19 protein-coding genes and 1 pseudogene are annotated in these 21,310 nt (G+C 63.9%); 12 read left to right on the top strand and 8 right to left on the bottom strand.

The window, feature by feature from the left end; translation table 11 throughout:
* The first annotated feature begins 427 nt into the window (after positions 1 to 427).
* Positions 428 to 640 carry a hypothetical protein gene (locus WMW70_RS04040; RefSeq protein WP_341436204.1) on the top strand — a complete coding sequence of 71 codons (213 nt, stop codon included), beginning with the start codon at positions 428 to 430 and terminating at the stop codon, positions 638 to 640.
* A gap of 190 nt (positions 641 to 830) precedes the next feature.
* Here the strand turns inward: WMW70_RS04040 and WMW70_RS04035 are convergent, their stop codons facing one another.
* Positions 831 to 2,321, bottom strand: coding sequence for a helicase HerA-like domain-containing protein (locus WMW70_RS04035; RefSeq protein ID WP_341436203.1), 1,491 nt, complete (start codon positions 2,319 to 2,321; stop codon positions 831 to 833).
* Between the two features lie 128 nt (positions 2,322 to 2,449).
* On the opposite strand from WMW70_RS04035, the gene WMW70_RS04030 reads away from it, so the two are divergent.
* A complete protein-coding gene (locus tag WMW70_RS04030) occupies positions 2,450 to 4,327 on the top strand; it encodes a methyl-accepting chemotaxis protein (RefSeq protein WP_341436202.1) in 1,878 nt (625 codons plus the stop codon).
* A gap of 44 nt (positions 4,328 to 4,371) precedes the next feature.
* Here WMW70_RS04030 and WMW70_RS04025 read toward each other — a convergent pair whose 3' ends face one another.
* Genes WMW70_RS04025 through purU form a run of 3 tightly spaced genes read right to left on the bottom strand, consistent with a single transcriptional unit; the run spans position 4,372 to position 5,925 of the window.
* Positions 4,372 to 4,557 carry a hypothetical protein gene (locus WMW70_RS04025; protein ID WP_341436201.1) on the bottom strand — a complete coding sequence of 62 codons (186 nt, stop codon included), beginning with the start codon at positions 4,555 to 4,557 and terminating at the stop codon, positions 4,372 to 4,374.
* Positions 4,558 to 4,602: 45 nt separating this feature from the next.
* The gene (locus tag WMW70_RS04020) at positions 4,603 to 5,028 is read right to left on the bottom strand and encodes a CBS domain-containing protein (protein WP_341436200.1); all 426 of its coding nucleotides are present in this window, start codon (positions 5,026 to 5,028) and stop codon (positions 4,603 to 4,605) included.
* Positions 5,029 to 5,073: 45 nt separating this feature from the next.
* Complete coding sequence (gene purU, locus WMW70_RS04015) at positions 5,074 to 5,925, bottom strand: formyltetrahydrofolate deformylase (RefSeq protein ID WP_341436199.1); 852 nt, start codon at positions 5,923 to 5,925, stop codon at positions 5,074 to 5,076.
* A gap of 338 nt (positions 5,926 to 6,263) precedes the next feature.
* Between purU and mvaT the strand changes: the two genes are divergently transcribed.
* Positions 6,264 to 6,638 carry a histone-like nucleoid-structuring protein MvaT gene (gene mvaT, locus WMW70_RS04010; protein WP_341436198.1) on the top strand — a complete coding sequence of 125 codons (375 nt, stop codon included), beginning with the start codon at positions 6,264 to 6,266 and terminating at the stop codon, positions 6,636 to 6,638.
* A 90-nt stretch (positions 6,639 to 6,728) separates the two neighbouring features.
* On the opposite strand, the gene sbcB is transcribed toward mvaT, so the two are convergent.
* Complete coding sequence (gene sbcB, locus WMW70_RS04005; RefSeq protein WP_341436197.1) at positions 6,729 to 8,159, bottom strand: exodeoxyribonuclease I; 1,431 nt, start codon at positions 8,157 to 8,159, stop codon at positions 6,729 to 6,731.
* Between the two features lie 258 nt (positions 8,160 to 8,417).
* On the opposite strand from sbcB, the gene WMW70_RS04000 reads away from it, so the two are divergent.
* Genes WMW70_RS04000 through WMW70_RS03975 form a run of 6 tightly spaced genes read left to right on the top strand, consistent with a single transcriptional unit; the run spans position 8,418 to position 15,320 of the window.
* On the top strand, positions 8,418 to 9,143 hold the full coding sequence (locus WMW70_RS04000) for an RDD family protein (RefSeq protein WP_341436195.1): 726 nt from the start codon (positions 8,418 to 8,420) through the stop codon (positions 9,141 to 9,143).
* Positions 9,140 to 10,120 (top strand): stage II sporulation protein M, encoded by a 981-nt coding sequence (locus WMW70_RS03995; protein ID WP_341436194.1) that lies wholly within the window; start codon positions 9,140 to 9,142, stop codon positions 10,118 to 10,120. The genes WMW70_RS04000 and WMW70_RS03995 overlap by 4 nt, the downstream gene beginning before the upstream one ends.
* Entirely contained in the window at positions 10,107 to 11,678 is a 1,572-nt protein-coding gene (locus WMW70_RS03990; protein ID WP_341436193.1) for a DUF4129 domain-containing protein, read from the top strand. The genes WMW70_RS03995 and WMW70_RS03990 overlap by 14 nt, the downstream gene beginning before the upstream one ends.
* A complete protein-coding gene (locus WMW70_RS03985; RefSeq protein ID WP_341436192.1) occupies positions 11,675 to 12,898 on the top strand; it encodes a DUF4350 domain-containing protein in 1,224 nt (407 codons plus the stop codon). The genes WMW70_RS03990 and WMW70_RS03985 overlap by 4 nt, the downstream gene beginning before the upstream one ends.
* Entirely contained in the window at positions 12,895 to 13,977 is a 1,083-nt protein-coding gene (locus tag WMW70_RS03980; protein WP_341436191.1) for an AAA family ATPase, read from the top strand. The genes WMW70_RS03985 and WMW70_RS03980 overlap by 4 nt, the downstream gene beginning before the upstream one ends.
* Before the next feature lie 11 nt (positions 13,978 to 13,988).
* Positions 13,989 to 15,320 carry a DUF58 domain-containing protein gene (locus tag WMW70_RS03975; protein WP_341436552.1) on the top strand — a complete coding sequence of 444 codons (1,332 nt, stop codon included), beginning with the start codon at positions 13,989 to 13,991 and terminating at the stop codon, positions 15,318 to 15,320.
* A gap of 118 nt (positions 15,321 to 15,438) precedes the next feature.
* Here WMW70_RS03975 and WMW70_RS03970 read toward each other — a convergent pair whose 3' ends face one another.
* From WMW70_RS03970 to WMW70_RS03960, 3 genes are all read right to left on the bottom strand, one after another.
* A complete protein-coding gene (locus tag WMW70_RS03970) occupies positions 15,439 to 16,176 on the bottom strand; it encodes a nitroreductase family protein (protein ID WP_341436190.1) in 738 nt (245 codons plus the stop codon).
* A gap of 97 nt (positions 16,177 to 16,273) precedes the next feature.
* On the bottom strand, positions 16,274 to 16,756 hold the full coding sequence (locus tag WMW70_RS03965) for a glutathione peroxidase (RefSeq protein WP_341436189.1): 483 nt from the start codon (positions 16,754 to 16,756) through the stop codon (positions 16,274 to 16,276).
* A 273-nt stretch (positions 16,757 to 17,029) separates the two neighbouring features.
* On the bottom strand, positions 17,030 to 17,515 hold the full coding sequence (locus WMW70_RS03960; RefSeq protein WP_341436188.1) for an FKBP-type peptidyl-prolyl cis-trans isomerase: 486 nt from the start codon (positions 17,513 to 17,515) through the stop codon (positions 17,030 to 17,032).
* Between WMW70_RS03960 and WMW70_RS03955 the strand changes: the two are divergent.
* From WMW70_RS03955 to pta, 3 genes and pseudogenes are all read left to right on the top strand, one after another.
* Positions 17,484 to 17,844: pseudogene (locus WMW70_RS03955) on the top strand (DUF3565 domain-containing protein). The gene WMW70_RS03960 and the pseudogene WMW70_RS03955 overlap by 32 nt on opposite strands.
* Positions 17,845 to 19,032: an acetate kinase gene (locus tag WMW70_RS03950; RefSeq protein WP_341436187.1), complete on the top strand. Its 1,188-nt coding sequence runs from the start codon at positions 17,845 to 17,847 to the stop codon at positions 19,030 to 19,032.
* 59 nt (positions 19,033 to 19,091) lie between these two features.
* On the top strand, positions 19,092 to 21,185 hold the full coding sequence (gene pta, locus WMW70_RS03945) for a phosphate acetyltransferase (protein ID WP_341436186.1): 2,094 nt from the start codon (positions 19,092 to 19,094) through the stop codon (positions 21,183 to 21,185).
* The last annotated feature ends 125 nt before the right edge of the window (positions 21,186 to 21,310 follow it).

The following is a 21,310-nucleotide window of genomic DNA, read 5'->3' as shown; positions in this document are numbered from 1 at the left end:
CAGGTCTGTCGGGTTTTGAACTACCTCTGCAGTATCGAAGTCCTACTATGACGTAGAGCATTGCAGCTGGCGGAAGACCGCGAGGTCGACGGTATTTTCACCGCATCCAAAGGAACTGCGCGGCCGACAGATAGGCGTATACGGGCCATCGGGCACCTCGTTCGTATTGAGCGGGGTTCTCAAGCAAGGCGGGCTGGACATTTAATTTGGCTTCGCCATAATTACCTGGCTGATAAAAAGCCACCGGTTCGAACCGCCTGACAATTGCGCCAAACAGTTGTTTTGGCATGGCAAACATACTTTCAGCAGGCTTTGGTTAAACGCTTTGTAGCGCTAACGCAACAGCCAACTGATTCAAGCATTGGACGATACATCCCGACGGGTTTATATCGTAACCAATAACCTCCAGATCACCATGGGTACACACGTGACGAAAGACGAACTGCGCGCCGAACTCGAGCGCCAGGCGCAGCGTTACAAGGAAGTATACGGCGGGGAAGTTATTACCTACGCCGCTCAGCCGGACCCCGAGCGCAAGCCTTGGCGCAAAAAATCCAACCTGCTTGATCAGGCCTTCGAGAAAGAAATCGAGAAGATCGAGAAAGATCTGCAGGCTAAAAGCACCCAAGCCCCCGACTGAGCCCAGGCAACGCCTGCGACCCAGCTCCGGACTTAGCAGGCCGTTGAAAAATGTAGGCGAGGCCGCCGAGACAAGGCAAAAACAGGCGAAAAAGCGGAGTGTACGAGTTGTACATGAGCATTTTGAGACGCCGCGTCCCGGCCTGTTTTTAACGCCGTATCGGCAACGTAGGTAGTTTTTCAACGGCCTGCTAGCGGCCCTTGCCACCTAGCAAGGACCCCAGCAAGCCACGCACCAGCTGCCGACCGATCTGATTGGCGGCCTGGCGCATCGTCGATTTCAGCACCTGGCCAGCCAGGCCGCCGAGCAGGTCGCCCGCGGCACTGCCGATACCGGCGGTCTTACCAGCAGCCGCCGGCTTGGCCTGCTCGGCCTTCTCCCGGGCGGCCTGCTCGGCGCGGGCGCTAAGCAGCTCGTAGGCGGATTCGCGGTCGATGGGTTTGTCGTAACGCCCGAGCAGTGGCGACTGACGGACCAGCGCGACCCGCTCGCTGTCGCTGAGCGGACCGATGCGCGACTGCGGCGGGGCAATGGCCACCCGCTGGACCATGGCCGGCGTGCCCTTCTCCTCCAGCGTGCCGACCAGAGCCTCACCGATACCCAGTTCGGTAAGGGTGGCCAGGGTATCGATCGCGGGATTGGGGCGGAAACCCTCGGCCACCGCGCGCAGGGACTTCTGCTCCTTGGCGGTAAAGGCGCGCAGGCCGTGCTGGATGCGCAGGCCAAGCTGAGCCAGCACCTCATCGGGCAAGTCGCTGGGCGACTGGGTGACGAAATACACCCCGACACCTTTCGAACGGATCAGTCGCACCACCTGTTCCAGGCGTTCCTGCAGGGCTTTCGGGGTGTCGGCGAAGAGCAGATGAGCCTCATCGAAGAACAGCGCCAGCACCGGCTTGTCGGCATCGCCGCGCTCGGGCAGCTGCTCGAACAGTTCGGCCAGCAGCCACAATAGGAAGGTCGCGTAAACCTTGGGCGCTTCGTGTACCAGGCGGCTGGCATCAAGCAGATGAATCCGCCCGCGGCCGTCACGATCCGGGTGCAGGAGGTCTTCCAGCTGCAGCGCGGGCTCGCCGAACAGGGCCTCGGCCCCCTGCTGCTCCAGCCCCGCCAGCTTGCGCAGCAGGGCCTGGGAAGAGGTGGAGGTAAACAGCGCGCTGTCCTCGCCCAGTACCTCGGGGTGGCTTTTCAGATGCGCCAGCAGGGCCTTGAGGTCTTTCAGGTCGAGCAGCAGCAGGCCTTCGCGATCGGCCACCTTGAACGCGGCATAGAGCGCCGCCTGCTGACTGTCGGTCAGCTCCAGCAACGCGCCGATCAGCAGGGGGCCCATTTCGCTCAGGGTGGTGCGTAACGGATGGCCGCTCTGACCGTGCACATCCCACAGACTCAGCGGGTAGGCCGTCGGCCGATGCCCGAGCCAGGGCATGCTGGCAATCCGCTCGGCCACCTTGCCCTGGGGGCTGCCGACCGCACCCAGGCCGCACAGATCGCCCTTCACATCCGCGGCGAATACCGCCACGCCGGCATCGCTGAAGCCTTCGATCAGCCGCTGCAGGGTCACGGTCTTGCCCGTGCCGGTGGCACCCGCGATCAGGCCATGGCGATTGGCCAGGCGCAACGACTGACTGACCGGCTGCCCATCGACGCCCGCGCCCAGCACAAACTGATTGTTCTCGGCCATATTGCCATCCTCCCGGTTAAAGCTTTACTGCTGGTATGCCGACACAGTTCTTAGCGCCGCATCCCGGCGTAGCGACTGCCTTACATCGGCCAAAGACTGATGCCTGACCTCACTGGACGCAAGAAGCCATGACCAATAACCTGAAGTTCAGCCACAAAATTCTACTCGCGGCCTCCCTGGTGGTGCTCTGCGCTTTTGCCCTGTTTACCCTCTACAACGACTACCTGCAACGCAATGCCATCCGCGCGAATCTGGAAAGCTACCTGCATGAGATGGGCAACGTCACCGCCGGCACCATCCAGAACTGGCTGTCGGGCCGCATTCTACTGGTCGAAAGTACCGCCCAGTCGATTGCCCGCGACGCCTCGACCGACAGCCTGGTCGGCCTGCTCGAACAGAAAGCCCTGACCTCGACCTTTGCCTTCACCTACCTGGGCAGTGCCGAGGGTGCCTTCACCATGCGCCCGGACGAGAAGATGCCGGCGGACTACGACCCCCGCGTGCGCCCCTGGTACAAGGATGCCATGACCGCCGGCGGCACCACCCTGACCGAACCCTATGTGGATGCGGCCACCAGCGAGCTGATCATCACCATCGCCACGCCCGCCAAGGCGGCGGGTGTGGTCGGTGGCGACCTGAGCCTCAACACCCTGGTCGAGATCATCAACTCCCTGGACTTCAATGGCATCGGTTATGCCTTCCTGGTCAGCGCCGACGGCAAGGTCCTGGTGCACCCGGACAAGAATCTGGTGATGAAGAACCTCAGCGAGATCTTTCCGCAGAACACCCCGCACATCGGCAGTGATTTCAGCGAAGCCCAGGTCAACGGCGAAACCCGCATCCTCACCTTCGCCCCGGTAAAAGGCCTGCCTTCGGTCAACTGGTATGTCGGCCTGTCCGTTGACAAGACCAAAGCCTATGCGATGCTCAGCGAATTCCGCGCCTCGGCGATCATCGCCACCCTGATTGCCGTGGTGCTGATCATCCTGCTGCTGAGCATGCTGATCCGGGTGCTGATGCAGCCCCTGCTGGTGATGGGCAAGGCCATGGAAGACATCGCCCAGGGCGAGGGGGACCTGACCAAACGCCTGCATATCCAGTCCAATGACGAGTTCGGCCGCCTGGCCACCGCCTTCAACCGTTTCGTCGAGCGGATTCACAGCTCGATTCGTGAAGTTTCCTCGGCCACCAGCCAAGTCAACGAAGTGGCCAAACTGGTGGTCAACGCCTCCAACTCCTCGATGATCAATTCCGACGAACAGGCCAGCCGTACCAACAGCGTGGCCGCCGCCATCAATGAGCTGGGTGCGGCTGCTCAGGAAATCGCCCGCAACGCCGCCGACGCCTCGACCCAGGCCTCGGATGCCCGCGGCCTGGCCGAAGACGGCCGCCAGGTGGTGGAAAAAACCATCGTGGCGATGAACGAGCTGTCGTCCAAGATCAGCGCCTCCTGCAGCAATATCGAGACCCTGAACAGCAAGACGGTGAATATCGGGCAGATTCTCGAGGTGATCAAAAGCATCTCCCAGCAGACCAACCTGCTCGCCCTTAACGCCGCTATCGAGGCCGCCCGCGCAGGCGAAGCCGGCCGCGGCTTTGCCGTGGTCGCCGACGAGGTACGCAACCTGGCCCACCGTACCCAGGAGTCGGCGCAGGAAATCGAGAAGATGATCGAAGAGCTGCAGGTCGGCTCCCGCGAGTCGGTCACCACCATGACCGAGAGCCAGCGTTACAGCGAGGAGAGCGTGGTGATCGCCAACCAGGCCGGCGAACGCCTGGGCAGCGTTACCGCGCGTATCGGTGAGATCGACGGCATGAACCAGTCGGTAGCCACCGCCACCGAAGAACAGACCTCGGTGATCGAGTCGCTCAACGTCGACATAACCGAGATCAACACCCTCAACCAGGAAGGCGTGGAAAACCTCAACGCCACCCTGCGCGCCTGCGGCGACCTGGAACAACAGGCCTCCAGGCTCAAGCAGCTGGTCGACAGTTTCCGCATTTAACGGACCGCGCAATGCAAACGGGGCACTCCATGAGTGCCCCGTTTTTATTTCGGCTTATCGCTGTCGACCGCCGCCTGTTTATCCCGCTGCAGCTGCCGCCACAACTCGGCGGCCTCGGCAAACTCGGTACCATCCTCCGGGCCCAGGGCCTGCGGATCGTAACGCTGGGTGCAACCCTCGCCCACCACGGGCGGAGCGGTGGCGGTGGCTCGCGTCAGTGGATCATTCATCGCATCGCCCTCCGGCTCAGTGCCTGGCCGCACAGCTCAGACACCTCAGTCCACCAGCAAGCGCCCTTCATCATGCTGGGCGAACTCCTTGACCGCGCGCAGCACATCGCTACGACTGACCTGGCCAACCAGACGGCCATCCTCGACCACCGGCAGACGCCGCCGGCGACCGCGCAGAAAACACTCGGACACCTCGATGATATCGGCCTCGGGGGAAATGATTTCCACCTCGGTGGTCATATAGGCACTGACGTCGCCCCCCGCGGACTCGTAATAAGCCCCGGAAAGAATGCCACGCAGACAGTCACCCTCGGACAACAGGCCCACCAGATGCCCCTGCCCGTCGACCACCGGCGCGCCGGAGATACGGTGATCCAGTAACCGGTTGATCGCCGTAAACAGATTCATTTCAGGGCGAAAGGTCACCAGATTGCGGGTCATGTAATCGCGCACCTTGATTGACTTGAGCATCAGCGAACTCCTTTGTATGCACTAAACCGGCCCACGACCTACAACTCAGTCAAACACCACAGTCTTGTTATCGTGCACCAGTACTCTGTCTTCTAAGTGATAGCGTAATCCACGGGACAGCACCATTTTTTCCACATCCTTGCCCAGGCGCACCATCTCTTCAATGCTGTCGCGGTGGCTGACCCGTACCACGTCCTGCTCGATGATCGGCCCGGCATCCAACTCTTCGGTGACATAGTGCGAAGTGGCCCCGATCAGTTTGACCCCACGCAGCGAAGCCTGGTGATAAGGCTTGGCCCCGACGAAGGACGGCAGAAAGCTGTGATGGATATTGATCACCCGCTGGGAAAAATCGGCGCACAGCTGCGCGGGAAGAATTTGCATATAACGGGCCAGCACGATGACATCGGCCCGATGCACCTTGACCAGGCGCTCCACTTCATCGAAGGCCGCCTGCTTATTCTGGGCATCGACCGGCACATGGAAGTAGGGAATGTTGTGCCACTCGACCATGCTGCGCAGATCGTCATGATTGGAAATCACACAGGGGATTTCACAATCCAGCTCGTCGCTGTGCCAGCGGTGCAGCAAGTCGGCCAGGCAATGGGACTCGCGGCTGGCCATCAGGACCACACGTTTCTGCTGGGCCGAGTCGGTGACCCGCCACTCCATGGAAAACTCGCGACCAATAGGCGCAAAGGCCTGACGAAAACCGTCCAGATCGAATGGCAGCGAATCGGCGCGAATCTCGTGGCGCATAAAGAACCAGCCACTCTGATTATCCGAGTGGTGACTGGCCTCGGTAATCCAGCCGTTATAGGTGGCCAGAAAGTTACTGACCTTGGCCACGATACCGACCCGATCCGGGCAGGCGATGACCAGTCGAAAAGTGCGCATCTAACACTCCGCCGATTGCATAAAGGCGGCCATTCTAGCTACAGCGCCGGAAAACTGCAGTACTCCTGCACACTGCAGCACGATCGTCCCAGTGAACCGCGACATTTATCGGCCGCGTCACCCTCGATCCGTCCTGCACTATTTAAATGCTGCGGATAACCGCGAATATCCAGCGCCGCGGAAATCCCGGACAACTGCAAGGGATTAATTGCCGATCAATTAGGGCTAATTGAAAAGACCCACTCTGGAAAATTTCGACAAAGCGGTTTACTTGTGAAAAGTGCCTGACTATTATCAACTCACTTAGTCATACTTTTTCGAATATTAAGGTAAGCCACATGTCACTGATCAACGAATACCGCGCCACAGAAGAAGCCATCAAAGAACTGCAAGAGCGCCTGAAAAACCTGTCGCAAGATGACAAGCTGAAAAAAGAACTCGAGTTCGAAGGCAAACTGCGCACCCTGATGGGCGAATATCAGAAGTCCCTGCGCGACATCATTGCCATGCTCGACCCGGATGCCAAGAGCAGCAAAGCGACCCGCGCAGCCAAGCCCGCAGGCACCAAGCGCGCGCGCAAGGTCAAGCAGTACAAGAACCCGAACAGCGGTGAAGTGATCGAAACCAAAGGCGGCAACCACAAGACCCTGAAAGAGTGGAAAGCCAAGTGGGGCAGCGACGTGGTAGAAGGCTGGGCAACCCTGCTGGACTAAGCAGCGGCCCAAGCAGCCAATAAAAAACGCCAGCATTGCTGGCGTTTTTTATTGGCTGGAGCACAGCGATTGGCTACCGTCTTTTACCCGCTACAGGGCATAACGCTGACGCAACTGTTCGGCATAGTTACGCCACTCGCTTAACACCGCCTGCTGCTCGCTCGGTACTCCATCGAATACGGCGTCCAGGGCCTGGGTAAAATCCGCCAGGGTATTGGGCGCGCCATATTCCGCCTGACTTAAACGTTGCCGGCAGAATACCTGCCACTGCTGCCGCTCGGCCTCACTCAAACTCGCGGGAAAGTTGCGCGCCCGGTAGCGAAACAGCAACGCCGGCAAACGTCCATCGTCAAATGGCCAGGCCTGCTGACCGAGGCGCTGTGGGTCGGCCAGCCGCACCTGTTCACATAAGCGCCGGTCACGATCGCCGATAAAGCCCTCATACAACTGTTGTTCCGGGTCCGGGTTCGGCGCGAATTGCTCCTCGCCATACACCTGGGCGAGTTTGTCCTGCCACTGCGCCGCCTGCGTGCGCAATTGCTCGGCGCGGGCCTGATAGCCGGGCATATCCAATTGCAGGCGCTGAATATCGGCATCACGCAATACCGACAAAGGGGCCAATACCGGACAACGGTTGATATGCAGCAACTTCAGCGGTACCGGCAACTCGCCTTCGGCCAATTGCTCGCGGCGGGTATACAAACGCTGCTTCAGGGTGGCCGCTGATTCATCGAGCAGGGGCGAAATATCGCCATGCAGGTCGCACACGATCAGCGCATTGCGATTGCGCGGGTGCCAGGCCAGGGGCAAGACCAGGGCCAGATAATGCCGGGCACCGGCAAAGCGCCCGGAGACATGCACCAAGGGCTGCAACAGGCGCACCTGATCGAGCACCCGCTGTTTGCTGCGCAACTGGTACAGGTAGTCATACAGTCTGGGTTGCTTGCTGCGCAGTAGTCGAGCCAGGGCGATGGTCGCGCGCACATCGGACAGGGCATCGTGGGCCTGGCCATGGGCAATGCCGTTGGCTGCGGTCAGGCGCTCCAGCTTGAGCGTCACGCGGCCGTCCTCTTCGGGCCAGACAATGCCTTCGGGGCGCAGTGCATAGGCACTGCGCACCAGGTCGATCAGGTCCCAGCGGCTGTTACCGCCTTGCCATTCGCGGGCATAGGGATCGAAAAAGTTGCGATACAGGCTGTAGCGCGTCACCTCATCGTCGAAACGCAGGCTGTTGTACCCCACCCCACAGGTGCCTGGCTGCGCCAGCTCGGCATGTATCCGGGTCATGAATTCGGCCTCACTCAAGCCCTGCTCGGCCAGCCGACTCGGAGTGATGCCGGTGACCAGGCACGCCGCCGGATGGGGCAGGATGTCCTCGCTGGGCTGGCAGTAGATATTCAGCGGCTCGCCGATTTCGTTGAGGTTTTCGTCGGTGCGAATCCCGGCCACCTGCAGCGGGCGGTCGCGACGCGGGTCGATGCCAGTGGTTTCGTAGTCGTACCAAAAAAGACTGGAGCTCACGGTTTTGTCCTGAGTGGGAGGCAAGGGCAGTCTAACAGGCCCATCGAGCCAAGGCCCTCCAAGGCCGGCACGCCGTGTCGGGGCCGGGCGCTTGTAGACGGGCCAAGCCGCGGCTAGAGTAGCCCCCTTACAGCCTCACTCTTGAACAATGCTACCCGCACCACAATAAAGCCCTCTCGCACCGGGTCGGCTGACTGACCCGGTTGCTTCCCTGTCCGCTGCTGGCTAGCATCGGGCTTTCCTCGACGCAGTCTGCCGATGCCGCTCAGTTCAATCACTTATCCAGCCGCCGCCCAACGCCCGTTGCTGGATACCCGCTATCAAGTGGAAACCCCGGAAGGCATCGACCTGATCCTACGCCCAGCCGGCCTGGTAGCGCGTGCCCTGGCCTTCGCCATCGACCTGCTGATTCGCGGTGCGCTGCTGGCCGTGCTGTTTGCCGTACTGGCCCTGCTCGGCCAATTCGGCATGGGCCTGGGTACCATCCTGCTGTTTCTGGTGACCTGGTGGTACATGGTGCTGTTCGAGGTGCTCAACCAGGGCCGCTCGCCAGGTAAGCAGCTGATGGGGCTGCGGGTGATCCATGACGACGGCACGCCCGTCGGCTGGTCGGCGTCGCTGATCCGCAACCTGCTGCGCTTCGTCGACATGCTGCCGTTTGCCTATACCCTGGGCATTCTCAGCTGCCTCAATCATCCGGCCTTCAAGCGCCTGGGCGATATCGCCGCCGGCACCCTGGTGGTGTACCGCGACAACGCCCCGAGCGTGCCCAAACTGCCGGCGGCCGAGCCCCTGCGTGCGCCCTTCAGCATGGACCTGAGCGAACAACGCGCCCTGCTCGGCTTCGCCGAACGCGCCGAAGCCCTCTCCAGCGCGCGCCGCCTGGAATTGGCGGGGATACTGGCCGAACCGCTGCAGGTGCCGCCCGAACAGGCCGAGCAACGGATCAATGGCATCGCCCGCGGCCTGCTGGGGCCGACATGAAGCAGAGTCTTTTCGAAAGCCAGCACCAAAGCGCCTGGCAGGCCTTCAGCGGGCAACTCGACGCCCTCGAACGCGGCAAGGCCGACAACCAGCAGTGCCAGAGTTTCGCCGCCGACTACCGCCGCCTGTGCCAGCACCTGGCCCTGGCCCAGAGCCGCGGCTACAGCAGCCACCTGATCGAGCATCTGCAGCAACTGGCCATGCGCGGCCACCAGCAGTTCTATCGCCACCGCAGCCCGCTGGGTGGGCAGCTGCTCGGCTTTATCCTGGCCGGTTTCCCGCGCCTGGTGCGCGCCGAATGGCGTTTCGTGGTGGCCGCCAGCCTGCTGTTCTTCGGCAGCCTGCTGGCCATGGGCCTGCTGGTCTACCTGGTACCCGAGCTGGTCTACAGCCTGATCGGCACCGAGCAGGTGGCCGAGATGGAGCAGATGTACGACCCCGACGCCCGGCGTATCGGCCGCTTCGGCGAGCGCGACTCCGGCGACGACTGGATGATGTTCGGCTACTACATCATGAACAATATCGGCATCGCCTTTCAGACCTTTGCCAGCGGTCTGCTGCTGGGTCTGGGCAGCCTGTTCTTCCTGCTGTTCAACGGCCTGATGATTGGCGCGGTGGCCGGCCACCTGACGCAGATCGGCTACGGCGAAACCTTCTGGTCCTTCGTGATCGGCCACGGTGCCTTCGAACTGACCGCCATCGCCCTGGCCGGTGCCGCCGGCCTGAAACTGGGCTGGGCGCTGCTGGCACCCGGCCGCCTGCCCCGCGGCGAGGCTCTGCGCCTGGCGGCCGGGCACAGTGTGCGGTTGATCGGCGGAGTGATCCTGTTCCTGCTGCTGGCCGCCTTTATCGAGGCCTACTGGTCGTCCATGAGCCTGGCCAGCCCAGTGATTAAATACTGGGTGGGGGCCGGCCTCTGGTTGCTGGTGCTGAGCTATCTGCTGCTGGCCGGCCGAGGTGCCCATGCGCCTGACTGATGCCAGCGTGGCCATTCGCCCGCGCAGCGCCTGGGAAGCCATGGACCTCGGAATCCTGCTGGCCAAGCAGCATGCCGGCCTGCTGATGGCCAGCTGGGCGCTGGTCACCCTGCCGATTTTCGCCCTGTTGTGCGCGCTGCTGTGGCAGTACCCCAGCTGGGCAGTGCTGCTGTTCTGGTGGCTGAAACCGGCCTTTGAACGCCTGCCGCTGTATATCCTCTCCCACGCCCTGTTCGGGGCCACTCCCAGCCTGAAGCAGGCGCTCCGAGCCCTGCCCGGGTTGCTCAGGCCACAACTGCTGGCCAGCCTGACCTGGCGACGCCTGAGCCTGACACGCAGCTTCGACCTGCCGGTGATGCAGCTCGAAGGTCTGGCCGGCAAGGAGCGCAACCAGCGCCTGATCGTCCTCGGCCAACGCGACGCCGGCGGTGCCAGCTGGCTGACCCTGGTCGGCATCCACCTGGAAATGGCGCTGTGGTTCGGCCTGATCGGCCTGTTCTATATGCTCCTGCCGGCACAGGTCGAACTCGACTGGAGCTGGCAAAGCCTGATCGATGCCGGCAGCGGCGACTGGCTCTGGCTGGAGCACCTGTCCAACCTGCTCTATGTGCTGATCCTGATCATCTGGGAGCCCGTCTACGTCGCCTGCGGTTTCACCCTCTACCTGAACCGTCGCACCGCGCTGGAAGCCTGGGACATCGAACTGGTGTTCCGCCGCCTGCGCCAGCGCCTGAGCGGCATCGCCTCGGCCCTGCTGCTGGCTGCCGGCCTGTTGCTGCTGCAACTGCCCAATAGCGCCATGGCGGCCGCCAGCAGCTGCCCGCTGCCGGTTGAAGACCCCATGGGCCCGCAGGCACCGCGCCTACTCAAGCAACCCCTGAACAGCCAGGCGGCGCAGCAGAGCATCGCCCAACTGCTCGACCAGCCACCCTTCGAACACCACGAGAGCGTGACCCGCTGGCGTTTGGGCGACGCCGCCGAGGAGCCCGACGAAGCGGATGCCGAAGCCCTGCGCGAGTGGCTGGAAAGGTTCTTCAAACTCAGCGAAATGTGGAAAAGCGTCGAGGCCGTGGCACTGTTCTTCGAAGTGCTGCTGTGGGCCGCCCTGTTCAGCCTGATCGCCTGGCTGCTGTGGCGTTATCGCGAATGGCTGCGCACCTTTGCCGGCCGCCTCAACCTGCCCCGCCTCCACCAACCTGCGCCACCCGAGCAGTTGTTCGGCCTGGAAGTAACCCCCCAGAGCCTGCCAGCGGATATCGCTGGCGAGGTTGAACGGCTCTGGGACGAACAGCCCCGCGCCGCCCTGGGCCTGCTCTACCGCGCCCTGCTCAGCCGCATGTTGCATGAGCAGCGGCTGCCGCTGAAAAGCTCGCACACCGAAGCAGAAGTGCTGCGTCTGGTACAGGGTCTCGAGCAGGCGCAGCTAAGCCGCTTCAGCCAGGCGCTGACCCAGCACTGGCAGAACCTCGCCTACGGCCATCGCCTGCCCCCGGCGGCGCTCAAACAGAGCCTGTGCACTGCCTGGCGCAAGCTGTTCGAACAAGGGGTGCAGGCATGACCCGGCGCACCCAGTTGCTGCTCGGCATCGCCCTGCTGCTGGCCCTTGGCTGGCTCGGCAGCTACCTGCTGGGCCGCCTCGAACCCTACGAGGAAACCATCAGCCACGGCCCCGATCCAGAAGCCCAGGCCACCCCCTACCTGGCCGCCGAACACTTCCTGCGTCTACAGGGCCTGCAGGTGCAACGCGCCGATGGCCTGGAGGTATTGCACGACCTGCCGAGCGTCGGGCAGACCCTACTGCTGCTCGCCGATCGCACCCGCATGACGCCGAAACAGGCCGAACGCCTGCTGGCCTGGACGGCCAAGGGCGGGCATCTGCTGTTTGTCGCCGAGCGGCTGTGGGACGAGGAAGACGGCAAAAGCGGCGACCTGCTGCTCGACAGCCTGGGTATCCAGCAATACGAGAGCGAAGAACTCGACAAAGACGAGGCCGACACAGAGGCCAATGACGCCAATCCTGTCGAACAAGCCCCAGCAGAGGCAGACAAGCCGGCCGAAGACGACAACCCCTACCCGGAGCTGACCCAGCTCTATCTGGAAAACGAAGAGGCTCCGGCCTACTTCGGCTTCGACACCGACTTCCACCTCTACGATGCCGAGAACCGCGCACATGCCTGGGCCAACAGCGATGCCGCCACCCACCTGCTGCAGCTCTACCACGGCGACGGCCTGATCAGCGTGGTCAGCGACAGCTGGATCTGGCAGAACCAGGCGATCGGCGAATACGACAACGCCTGGCTGCTCTGGTACATGAGCCAGGACAGCCAGGTGACCCTGCTCTACCGCGCCGAACGGGACGACCTGTTCAGCCTGCTGCTGCGCCATTTCCCCCTGGCGCTGACGGCCCTGGCACTACTCCTGGCGTTCGCCCTGTGGCACCTGGGCATGCGCCAGGGGCCGCTGCAACAGCCTGCCAGCCGCAACCGTCGACAACTGCAGGAACACCTGCGCGGCAGCGCCGACTTCCTCCTCCGTCACGGCGGCCAGCGCAGCCTGCTGCAAGGCCTGCAACAGGACATCCTGCGCCGTGCACGGCATCGTCATCCCGGCTTCGAACGCCTCGGCGTCGCCGAACAATGGCAGGCCCTCAGCCGTCTGAGCCGCAAGCCGTCCAGCTTTATCAGCCACGCCATGCGGCCGTTGCCCACGCAACGGCTGAGCGCCGCCGACTTCACCCGCCAGGTCGCCAACCTGCAAACCCTCAGGAATGCCCTATGACGAGCGAATACACACCCGAACAGCCGGTCAGCGAACTCGACCCCGCTGCCGTAGCCGCCGAGCCAGCCGCGCCTGAAGCAGCGGTCCCCGCTGCGCCGGCAGCCGCGGCCAATCCGAACCTGCAGCGCCAGCGCGCCAGCCAGCTGGCCCAGGCGCTGCGCGCCGAACTGCAGAAGGCCCTGATCGGCCAGACGGCGGTGATCGACGATGTGCTCAGCGCCCTGATCGCCGGCGGCCATGTGCTGATCGAAGGTGTGCCCGGCCTCGGCAAGACCCTGCTGGTACGCGCCCTGGCGCGCTGCTTCGGCGGCGAGTTTGCGCGCATCCAGTTCACCCCGGACCTGATGCCCAGCGATGTCACCGGCCACGCCGTGTACGACATGCAGAGCGAGCAGTTCAAGCTGCGCAAGGGCCCGGTGTTCACCAACCTGCTGCTGGCCGACGAAATCAACCGCGCCCCGGCCAAGACCCAGGCCGCCCTGCTGGAAGTCATGCAGGAGCGTCAGGTCACCCTGGAAGGCCGCGCCCTCGGCGTGCCGCTGCCCTTTATGGTGCTGGCCACGCAGAACCCGATCGAGCAGGAAGGTACCTACCCGCTGCCGGAAGCCGAGCTGGACCGCTTTATGCTCAAGCTGCGCATGGACTATCCCGAGCAGGGCGAAGAGCTGAACATGGTGCGCCAGGTGGCCCGTTCGAGCAAAGCCGACATGCTCGAAGTCACCCCGCTGCGCACCCTGCTGCAGGCCCGCGACGTGCAGGCCCTGCAGAAGATCGCCAGCGACCTGCCGATCGACGAGCAGGTACTCGACTACGCCGTGCGCATCGCCCGCGCCACCCGCAGCTGGCCGGGCCTGAGCATCGGGGCCGGGCCACGCGCCTCGATCGCCCTGGTGCGTTGCGGCCGTGCCCGCGCCCTGCTGCGCGGCGGCGACTTCTTACTCCCCGACGATATCAAGGGCTGCGCCCTGGCCGTGCTGCGCCACCGTGTACGGCTGTCGCCGGAGCTGGATATCGAAGGCCTGGCGGTGGATCAGGTACTGCAACAACTGCTCGACCAGGTACCGGCACCGCGCCTATGAATCCGGCCGGGATAAAGCCATCGCCGCTGCTGCTGGCCCTGCTGGCCGGCCTGCTCGTCCTGGGCATCGTCCTCGGGGTGTGCAGCGCCCTGGCCGTGACACTGCCGGCCAGCTTCGCCACGCTGAGCTGGGGCCTGCTGCTGGCGTTGCTCGGCCTGGCCCTGGTCGACGCCCTGCGCCTGCGCCGGTTGCCCTCGCCGCGCCTCGAACGCCAGCTGCCCGGCAACCTGCCCCTGGGCCGCTGGAGCGAAGTACAACTGTGCCTGCATCACGACTATGGCAACGCCCTGCAGGTGCAGCTGTTCGACCACCTGCCCGGGGAGATGGCCTTCGAGCACCTGCCGCTCAGGATCGATCTGCATCCGGGGGAAATGACCCGCACCAGCTACCGGGTGCGGCCGCTGCAACGCGGGCATTTCCACTTCCCCCAGTGTGAAGTCAGCCTGCCGAGCCCCATGGGCCTGTGGCGTGCCCGGCGTTACCTGCCGGTCAGCGGCGAAACCCGCGTCTACCCGGATTTCGCCCGCCTGTATGGCGCGCAACTGATGGCGGTGGACGACTGGATCAGCCAGCTCGGCGTGCGCCAGCAACCGCGTCGCGGCCTGGGCCTGGAGTTTCACCAGCTGCGCGAATTTCGCGACGGCGACACCCTGCGGCAGATCGACTGGAAGGCCACCGCGCGCAAGCGCACGCCGATTGCCCGCGAATACCAGGACGAGCGCGACCAGCAGATCATCTTCCTGCTCGACTGCGGGCGACGCATGCGTAGCCAGGACGGCGAGCTGTCGCACTTCGACCACGCCCTCAATGCCTGCCTGCTGCTCAGCTACGTGGCCCTGCGCCAAGGCGATGCGGTGGGCCTGGCGACCTTTGCCGGCGAGCACAACCGCTTCCTGGCCCCGGTCAAGGGTCAGGCCCAGCTCAATGTGCTGCTCAACGCCCTGTACGACCTGCACTGCACCCAGCAGCCGGCGGACTTCGCGGCCGCCGTCGACAACCTGCTCAGCCGTCAGCGTCGCCGCGCCCTGGTGGTGCTGGTAACCAACCTGCGCGATGAGGACGATCAGGCGCTGCTCGGCGCGGTCAAGCGCCTCAGCCGCCAGCACCGGGTACTGGTCGCCAGCCTGCGCGAAGAAGTGCTCGACAGTCTGCGACAGCGGCCGGTGGAGGATTTTTCCGCGGCCCTGGACTACTGCGGCACCCTGGATTACCTCAACGCCCGCGCCGGCCTGCATGAACGCCTGAGCGCCCACAAGGTGCCCGTACTGGATGCCCGCCCCAGTGAACTGGGCCCGCAGCTGGTGAGCAGCTACCTGGCCTGGAAAAAAGCCGGGGTACTGTAAGAACCAGCCTCGCCTCCGGGTAGGGTGCGCCGTGCGCACCGACGCTGGCCACGAGTTGTTGCTGCGCACGACGGCAGGCTAAAGCGCTGCATCTGCACGCAGCGCCTCTTCAGCCCCGCTATAGCCAGGTCACCTGCTGCTCCAGGGGAAAGCGCAGGCGCGGGTTATACACGCCCTTGTCACCCTGTTTGCCCACCGCCAGCAGCATGATCGGCAGGGCCTGACGCGGAATCTTCAGGGTCTTGCGCAAGCGCACTTCATCGAAGCCTTCCATGGGGCAGGTGGCATAGCCATGGCTCTGGAACGCCAGCATCAGGTTCTGCGCCGCCAATGCCGTGGATTTGACCGCCCAGATACGCATCTGCGCACGGCTGTTGGGCGTGCGCATCAACGGCTTGCGTAACGCGGCCACCCGCAGCAACAGGCGCTTGCACAGGCCGAGCAAACCGAAGGGGCCCTGGTTGTACTGAAAGGGTGCGGTCTTGCGGTAGAAATGGCGGATACGCGCCGGCACCTCGGGCTCAGGCCAATAGTCGATGATGTTCTGACAGGCCTGTTTCCAGGTATCGGGGCGGGCCAGCACGGCAATCAGCAGCGGAGCCTTGGCGGCGTTCTGGCTCATGCACACGGGGTGCAGTTTCGCCAGCAGGGCCGGCTCGCGGATCACCTGAAAACTCCAGGGCTGCAGATTGCAGGAGTTGGGCGCAAGCACCGCCAGTTCCAGACAATCACGCACCACCTGATCGGGTACCGCCTCGACGCTAAAACGGCGCACCGCACGACGGCTCTCGATCAGCGCACGCAGGGCGGCAGGAGTGGTGGGCGCAATTGCAGGGTCAGCGGGAAACAGGCTCATCGGGGCATCCTCGGCAGGTCACCCGATTAAGCCGGCAGACCTGGCGGCGAACAAGCGGCAAGTACCGCTAGTGCGCAGCCTTGGCGCAAATGGCCTGTCAGCCCAGGGCTTTTTCGATCGCCAGAATCAGCGCCGGATCGTCAGGCGTGGTGCGCGGGGAGAAACGCGCCAGCACGCGGCCGTCGTGGCCGACCAGGAATTTCTCGAAATTCCAGGTGATATCGCCAGGAAACTCGGCCCCCTCGCCCGCCAGCAGGCGGTACAGCGGATGACGCTCGGGGCCGTTGACCTCCAGCTTGCTGCCCAGCGGGAAGCTCACGCCATAGTTGAGGCTGCAGAACTCGCGAATCGCTTCCTCGCTGTCCGGCTCCTGCCCGGCAAACTGGTTGCACGGCAGGCCCAGCACACTGAAACCCTGGGCCTTGTACTGCTGATAGAGCTTTTCCAGGCCGGCATATTGCGGCGTCAGACCGCACTTGGAGGCGACATTGACTACCAGCACCACCTGCCCCTTGAAGGGGGCCAGCGGCAGCTCCTGACCATCCAGCGTACGCAGATTGAGGTCGTGAAAGGCACTCATGGCTAACTCCTCGATAACACTGAAATCGCGCGTAGCGGACAAAAAAGGCGCCTATCTGAAGGCGCCTTTCTTCTGTTGCAGCTTAGCAGTCGCTCGTTGGGATGAAACGACCGCAAGTCGTTTCATCGAACAGGCAACTCTAATTTATGGCCTCGCGAGCTAGAGTCAGGCAAGGCAAAGTTGGCGAGGACGCGGAGTTTACTGCTGTAAATGAGCAGGCCGAGCCCAACTTTAACGCTGCCTGGCCGACGCGCAGCAGGCCAGGATTGCTGCTTAGTGGTGATGACCACCTTCGCCATGGATATGCCCATGGGCAACTTCTTCTTCGCTGGCATCGCGCACGCTGATGACCTTGACCTTGAAGTTCAGGCGCTGGCCAGCCAGGGGGTGGTTGCCGTCGACAATCACGTCGTCGCCTTCCAGCTCGCGGATGGTGACGATCTGCATGCCGCCGTCCGGACCGGAGGCGTGGAACTGCATGCCGATTTCCAGCTCGTCGACGCCTTCGAACATCGAACGGTTGAGGGTGGCCACCAGCTCGGCGCTGTACTCGCCATAGGCGTCTTCCGGCTCGACGGAAACGTCCAGCTCGTCGCCAACCTGCTTGCCCAGCAGGGCTTTTTCCAGGCCGCCGATGATGTTGCCGGCACCGTGCAGATAAACCAGCGGCGCGCCGCCTGCGGAACTATCGATCACCTCACCGGCATCGTTAGTCAGGGTATAGTCGATGGAGACGGCCTTATTGGCGGCGATCAGCATGGGGCAGGACCTTTTGCTTGGAAATAAAGAGCGGCCAAGTTTACCCAAGGGCAAGCGCGAAAGCGAACCGCACGCAGACGGACGGCCCAGTGCGCCTGCTTGATTTCCGTCAGGACGAGCACGGCGATTGGCTGGCAGTCTTGTCCTGTGGCCATACTCAGCACCTGCGCCACCAGCCGCCCTGGCAGAATCGCGCCTGGGTTCTGAACGCCGAACAGCGCCTGGCGCGGCGCGGCGAACGCTTTAACTGCGGCTGGTGCGCCGCCGACCATCAGGGTGCCGAAACCGGCACCGAGCAAACGCACAGCCCCTCGAACAAGGAACCGTAAATGCCGGCCCGCAATATTCTGGTGATCAACTGCGGCAGTTCATCAATCAAGTTTGCCCTGATCAACGAAGCCCACAGTGACTTCGTCCTCAGCGGCCTCGCCGAGCGCCTCGGCAGCCCGGATGCGCAGCTGCATTGGCAGCGTGGCGGGGAGAAAGATAGCCTGATCCTGCCCAATGCCGATCACCGCGTCGCCCTGGCCCAGGTCCTGCCACTGGTGCAGAGCGCCGCTGGCGGCCAGTTGCACGGTATCGGCCACCGGGTGGTGCATGGCGGCGAACATTTCACCGCTGCCTGCCGCCTGGATGCCCTGAGCCTGAGCGCCATTCGCGCCACCGCGCCGCTGGCCCCGCTGCATAATCCGGCCAACCTGCTGGGCATCGAAGCGGCGATCAAACTGTTTCCCAACCTGACCCAGGTGGCGGTGTTCGATACCGCCTTCCACCAGACCCTGCCCGAACACGCCTATCGCTACGCCCTGCCGGAGTACCTGTACCGCGAGCACGGCGTGCGCCGCTACGGTTTCCATGGCACCAGCCACCGTTATGTCAGCCAGCGCGCCGCCGAACTGGCCGGCCTGCCCATCGGCAACAGCAGCTGGCTGGTGGCCCATCTGGGCAACGGCTGCTCGACCTGCGCCATAGTCGATGGTCAGAGCCGCGACACCAGCATGGGCCTGACCCCGCTGGAGGGCCTGGTCATGGGCACCCGCAGCGGCGATGTCGACCCCAACCTGCACAGCCATCTGGCCCGCACCCTGGGCTGGAGCCTGGAGCAGATCGACACCCTGCTGAACAAGGACAGCGGCCTGCTTGGCCTGTCCGGCCTGTCCAACGACATGCGCAGCCTGGAGCAGGCCCGCGAGCAGGGCCATGCCGGCGCGACCCTGGCCATCGAGGTGTTCTGCTACCGCCTGGCCAAGTCCCTGGCGGCCATGAGCTGTGCCCTGCCGCAGCTCGACGGGCTGATCTTTACCGGCGGCATCGGCGAAAACTCGCCGCTGATCCGCAGCAAGACCGTCGCCCACCTCCAACTGCTGGGCCTGGCCCTCGACGAGCAGGCCAACGTCAGCCCCGTGCGCGGCGCGTCCGGGGCGATCCACGCCCCGGGCCATCCACGGGTGCTGGTGGTGCCGACCAACGAAGAACACCAGATTGCCCTCGATACCCTGGAACTGCTTGAAGCCTGAGCGATTAGCATCCCGTTGGGATTCGCTGCGCTCAGCGCCAACCTACATATGGAGACAGCATGCACACCTTCTTTGTCGCCCCCACCGGTTTCGGTGTCGGCCTTACCTCGATCAGCCTGGGCCTGGTCGGTGCCCTGGAGCGCTCCGGCCTCAAGGTCGGCTTCTTCAAGCCCATTGCCCAGCCCCATCAGGGCGACCTCGGCCCGGAGCGCTCCAGCGAGCTGATCACCCGCACCCACGGCCTGCACTCGCCCAAGCCCCTGGCTCTGGCCCATGTCGAGCGCATGCTCGGCGATGGCCAGCTGGATGAGCTGCTCGAAGAAATCATCAGCCTTTACCACCAGGCCGCCGCCGGCAAGGACGTGGTGATAGTCGAGGGCATGGTGCCCACGCGCCAGGCCAGCTACGCGGCGCGGGTCAACTTCCATCTGGCCAAGAGCCTGGATGCCGAGGTGATCCTGGTCTCGGCCCCGGAACAGGAAAGTCTCGGTGAGCTGAGCGACCGGGTAGAGATCCAGGCTCAGCTGTTCGGTGGGCCAAAGGACCCCAAGGTGCTCGGCCTGATCCTCAACAAGGTGCGCAGCGAGGACGGCCTGGAGGCCTACGCCAACCGCCTGAAGGAACTTTCGCCGCTGCTCAAGAGCGATGACTTCCGCCTGCTCGGCTGCATTCCCTGGCAGGACGAACTGAACGCCCCGCGCACCCGCGACATCGCCGATCTGCTCGGCGCGCGGATACTCAATGCCGGCGACTACGAACAGCGCCGTATGCTCAAGATCGTGCTCTGCGCCCGCGCCGTGGCCAACACCGTGCAATTGCTCAAGCCCGGCACCCTGGTGGTGACGCCAGGCGATCGCGACGACATCATTCTCGCCGCCAGCCTGGCGGCCATGAACGGCATGCCCCTGGCCGGCCTGCTGCTGTGCAGCGACTTCGCCCCCGATCCGCGGATCATGGAGCTGTGCCGCGGCGCACTGCAGAGCGGTTTGCCGGTGATGACCGTGAGCACCGGCTCCTACGACACCGCCACCAGCCTCAACCTCCTGAACAAGGAAATTCCGGTGGACGACAAGGAGCGTGCGGAAAAAGTCGCCGACTTCGTCGCCAGCCATATCGATCACGAATGGCTGTTCACCCGCTGCGGCACCCCGCGCGAGTTGCGCATGTCGCCGCCGGCGTTTCGCTACCAGCTGGTGCAACGGGCCAAGGCGGCGAACCGGCGCATTGTCCTGCCGGAAGGCAGCGAGCCACGCACCGTCCAGGCCGCGGCCATCTGCCAGGCCCGCGGCATCGCCCGTTGCGTGCTGCTGGCCAAGCCGGATGAGGTGTACGCAGTGGCACGGGCGCAAGGTATCGAGCTGCCGGAAGGGCTGGAGATTCTCGACCCGGACCTGATCCGCGAGCGCTATGTCGGGCCCATGGTCGAGCTGCGCAAGGGCAAGGGGCTGAATGCACCGATGGCCGCCGCCCAGCTGGAAGACACCGTGGTCCTGGGCACCATGATGCTGGCCCTGGACGAGGTCGACGGCCTGGTTTCGGGTGCCATCCACACCACCGCCAACACCATCCGCCCTGCCCTGCAGCTGATCAAGACCGCTCCGGGCTACAAGCTGGTGTCCTCGGTGTTCTTTATGCTGCTGCCGGACCAGGTGGTGGTGTACGGCGATTGCGCGGTCAACCCCGACCCAACCGCTGTGGAGCTGGCGGAAATCGCCCTGCAGAGCGCCGCCTCGGCGAGCGCCTTCGGCATCCCGCCGCGGGTGGCGATGCTCAGCTACTCCACCGGAGACTCGGGCACCGGCGAAGAAGTGGAGAAAGTTCGCGAGGCTACCCGCCTAGCCAGGCAACAGGCCCCCGAACTGCTGCTCGACGGCCCGCTACAGTACGACGCCGCCGCCATCGAAAGCGTCGGCCGGCAAAAGGCCCCGGGCAGTCCGGTGGCCGGACGCGCCACGGTATTTGTCTTCCCCGATCTGAACACCGGCAACACCACCTACAAGGCGGTACAACGCAGCGCCGACTGCGTCAGCGTCGGGCCCATGCTGCAAGGGCTGCGCAAACCGGTCAACGACCTGTCCCGTGGTGCCCTGGTCGACGATATCGTCTACACCATCGCCCTGACTGCGATCCAGGCCGCCAACCTGCCGCAGTAACGCTCTGGCGCGGGGATGTTCCCCGCCAGGGGCGGCGAATGACGGGAACAGGCAGCGATCGGCGGCGATCGTCAGTCTTTCGAAAGGCTTGCAGTTCGGTGCACAGACGTTAACCTGTGCGCCGA

It is taken from the genome of Pseudomonas sp. XK-1 (assembly GCF_038069885.1).
Classification (GTDB): domain Bacteria; phylum Pseudomonadota; class Gammaproteobacteria; order Pseudomonadales; family Pseudomonadaceae; genus Aquipseudomonas.
This window is presented reverse-complemented; position numbering and strand designations above follow the sequence as displayed.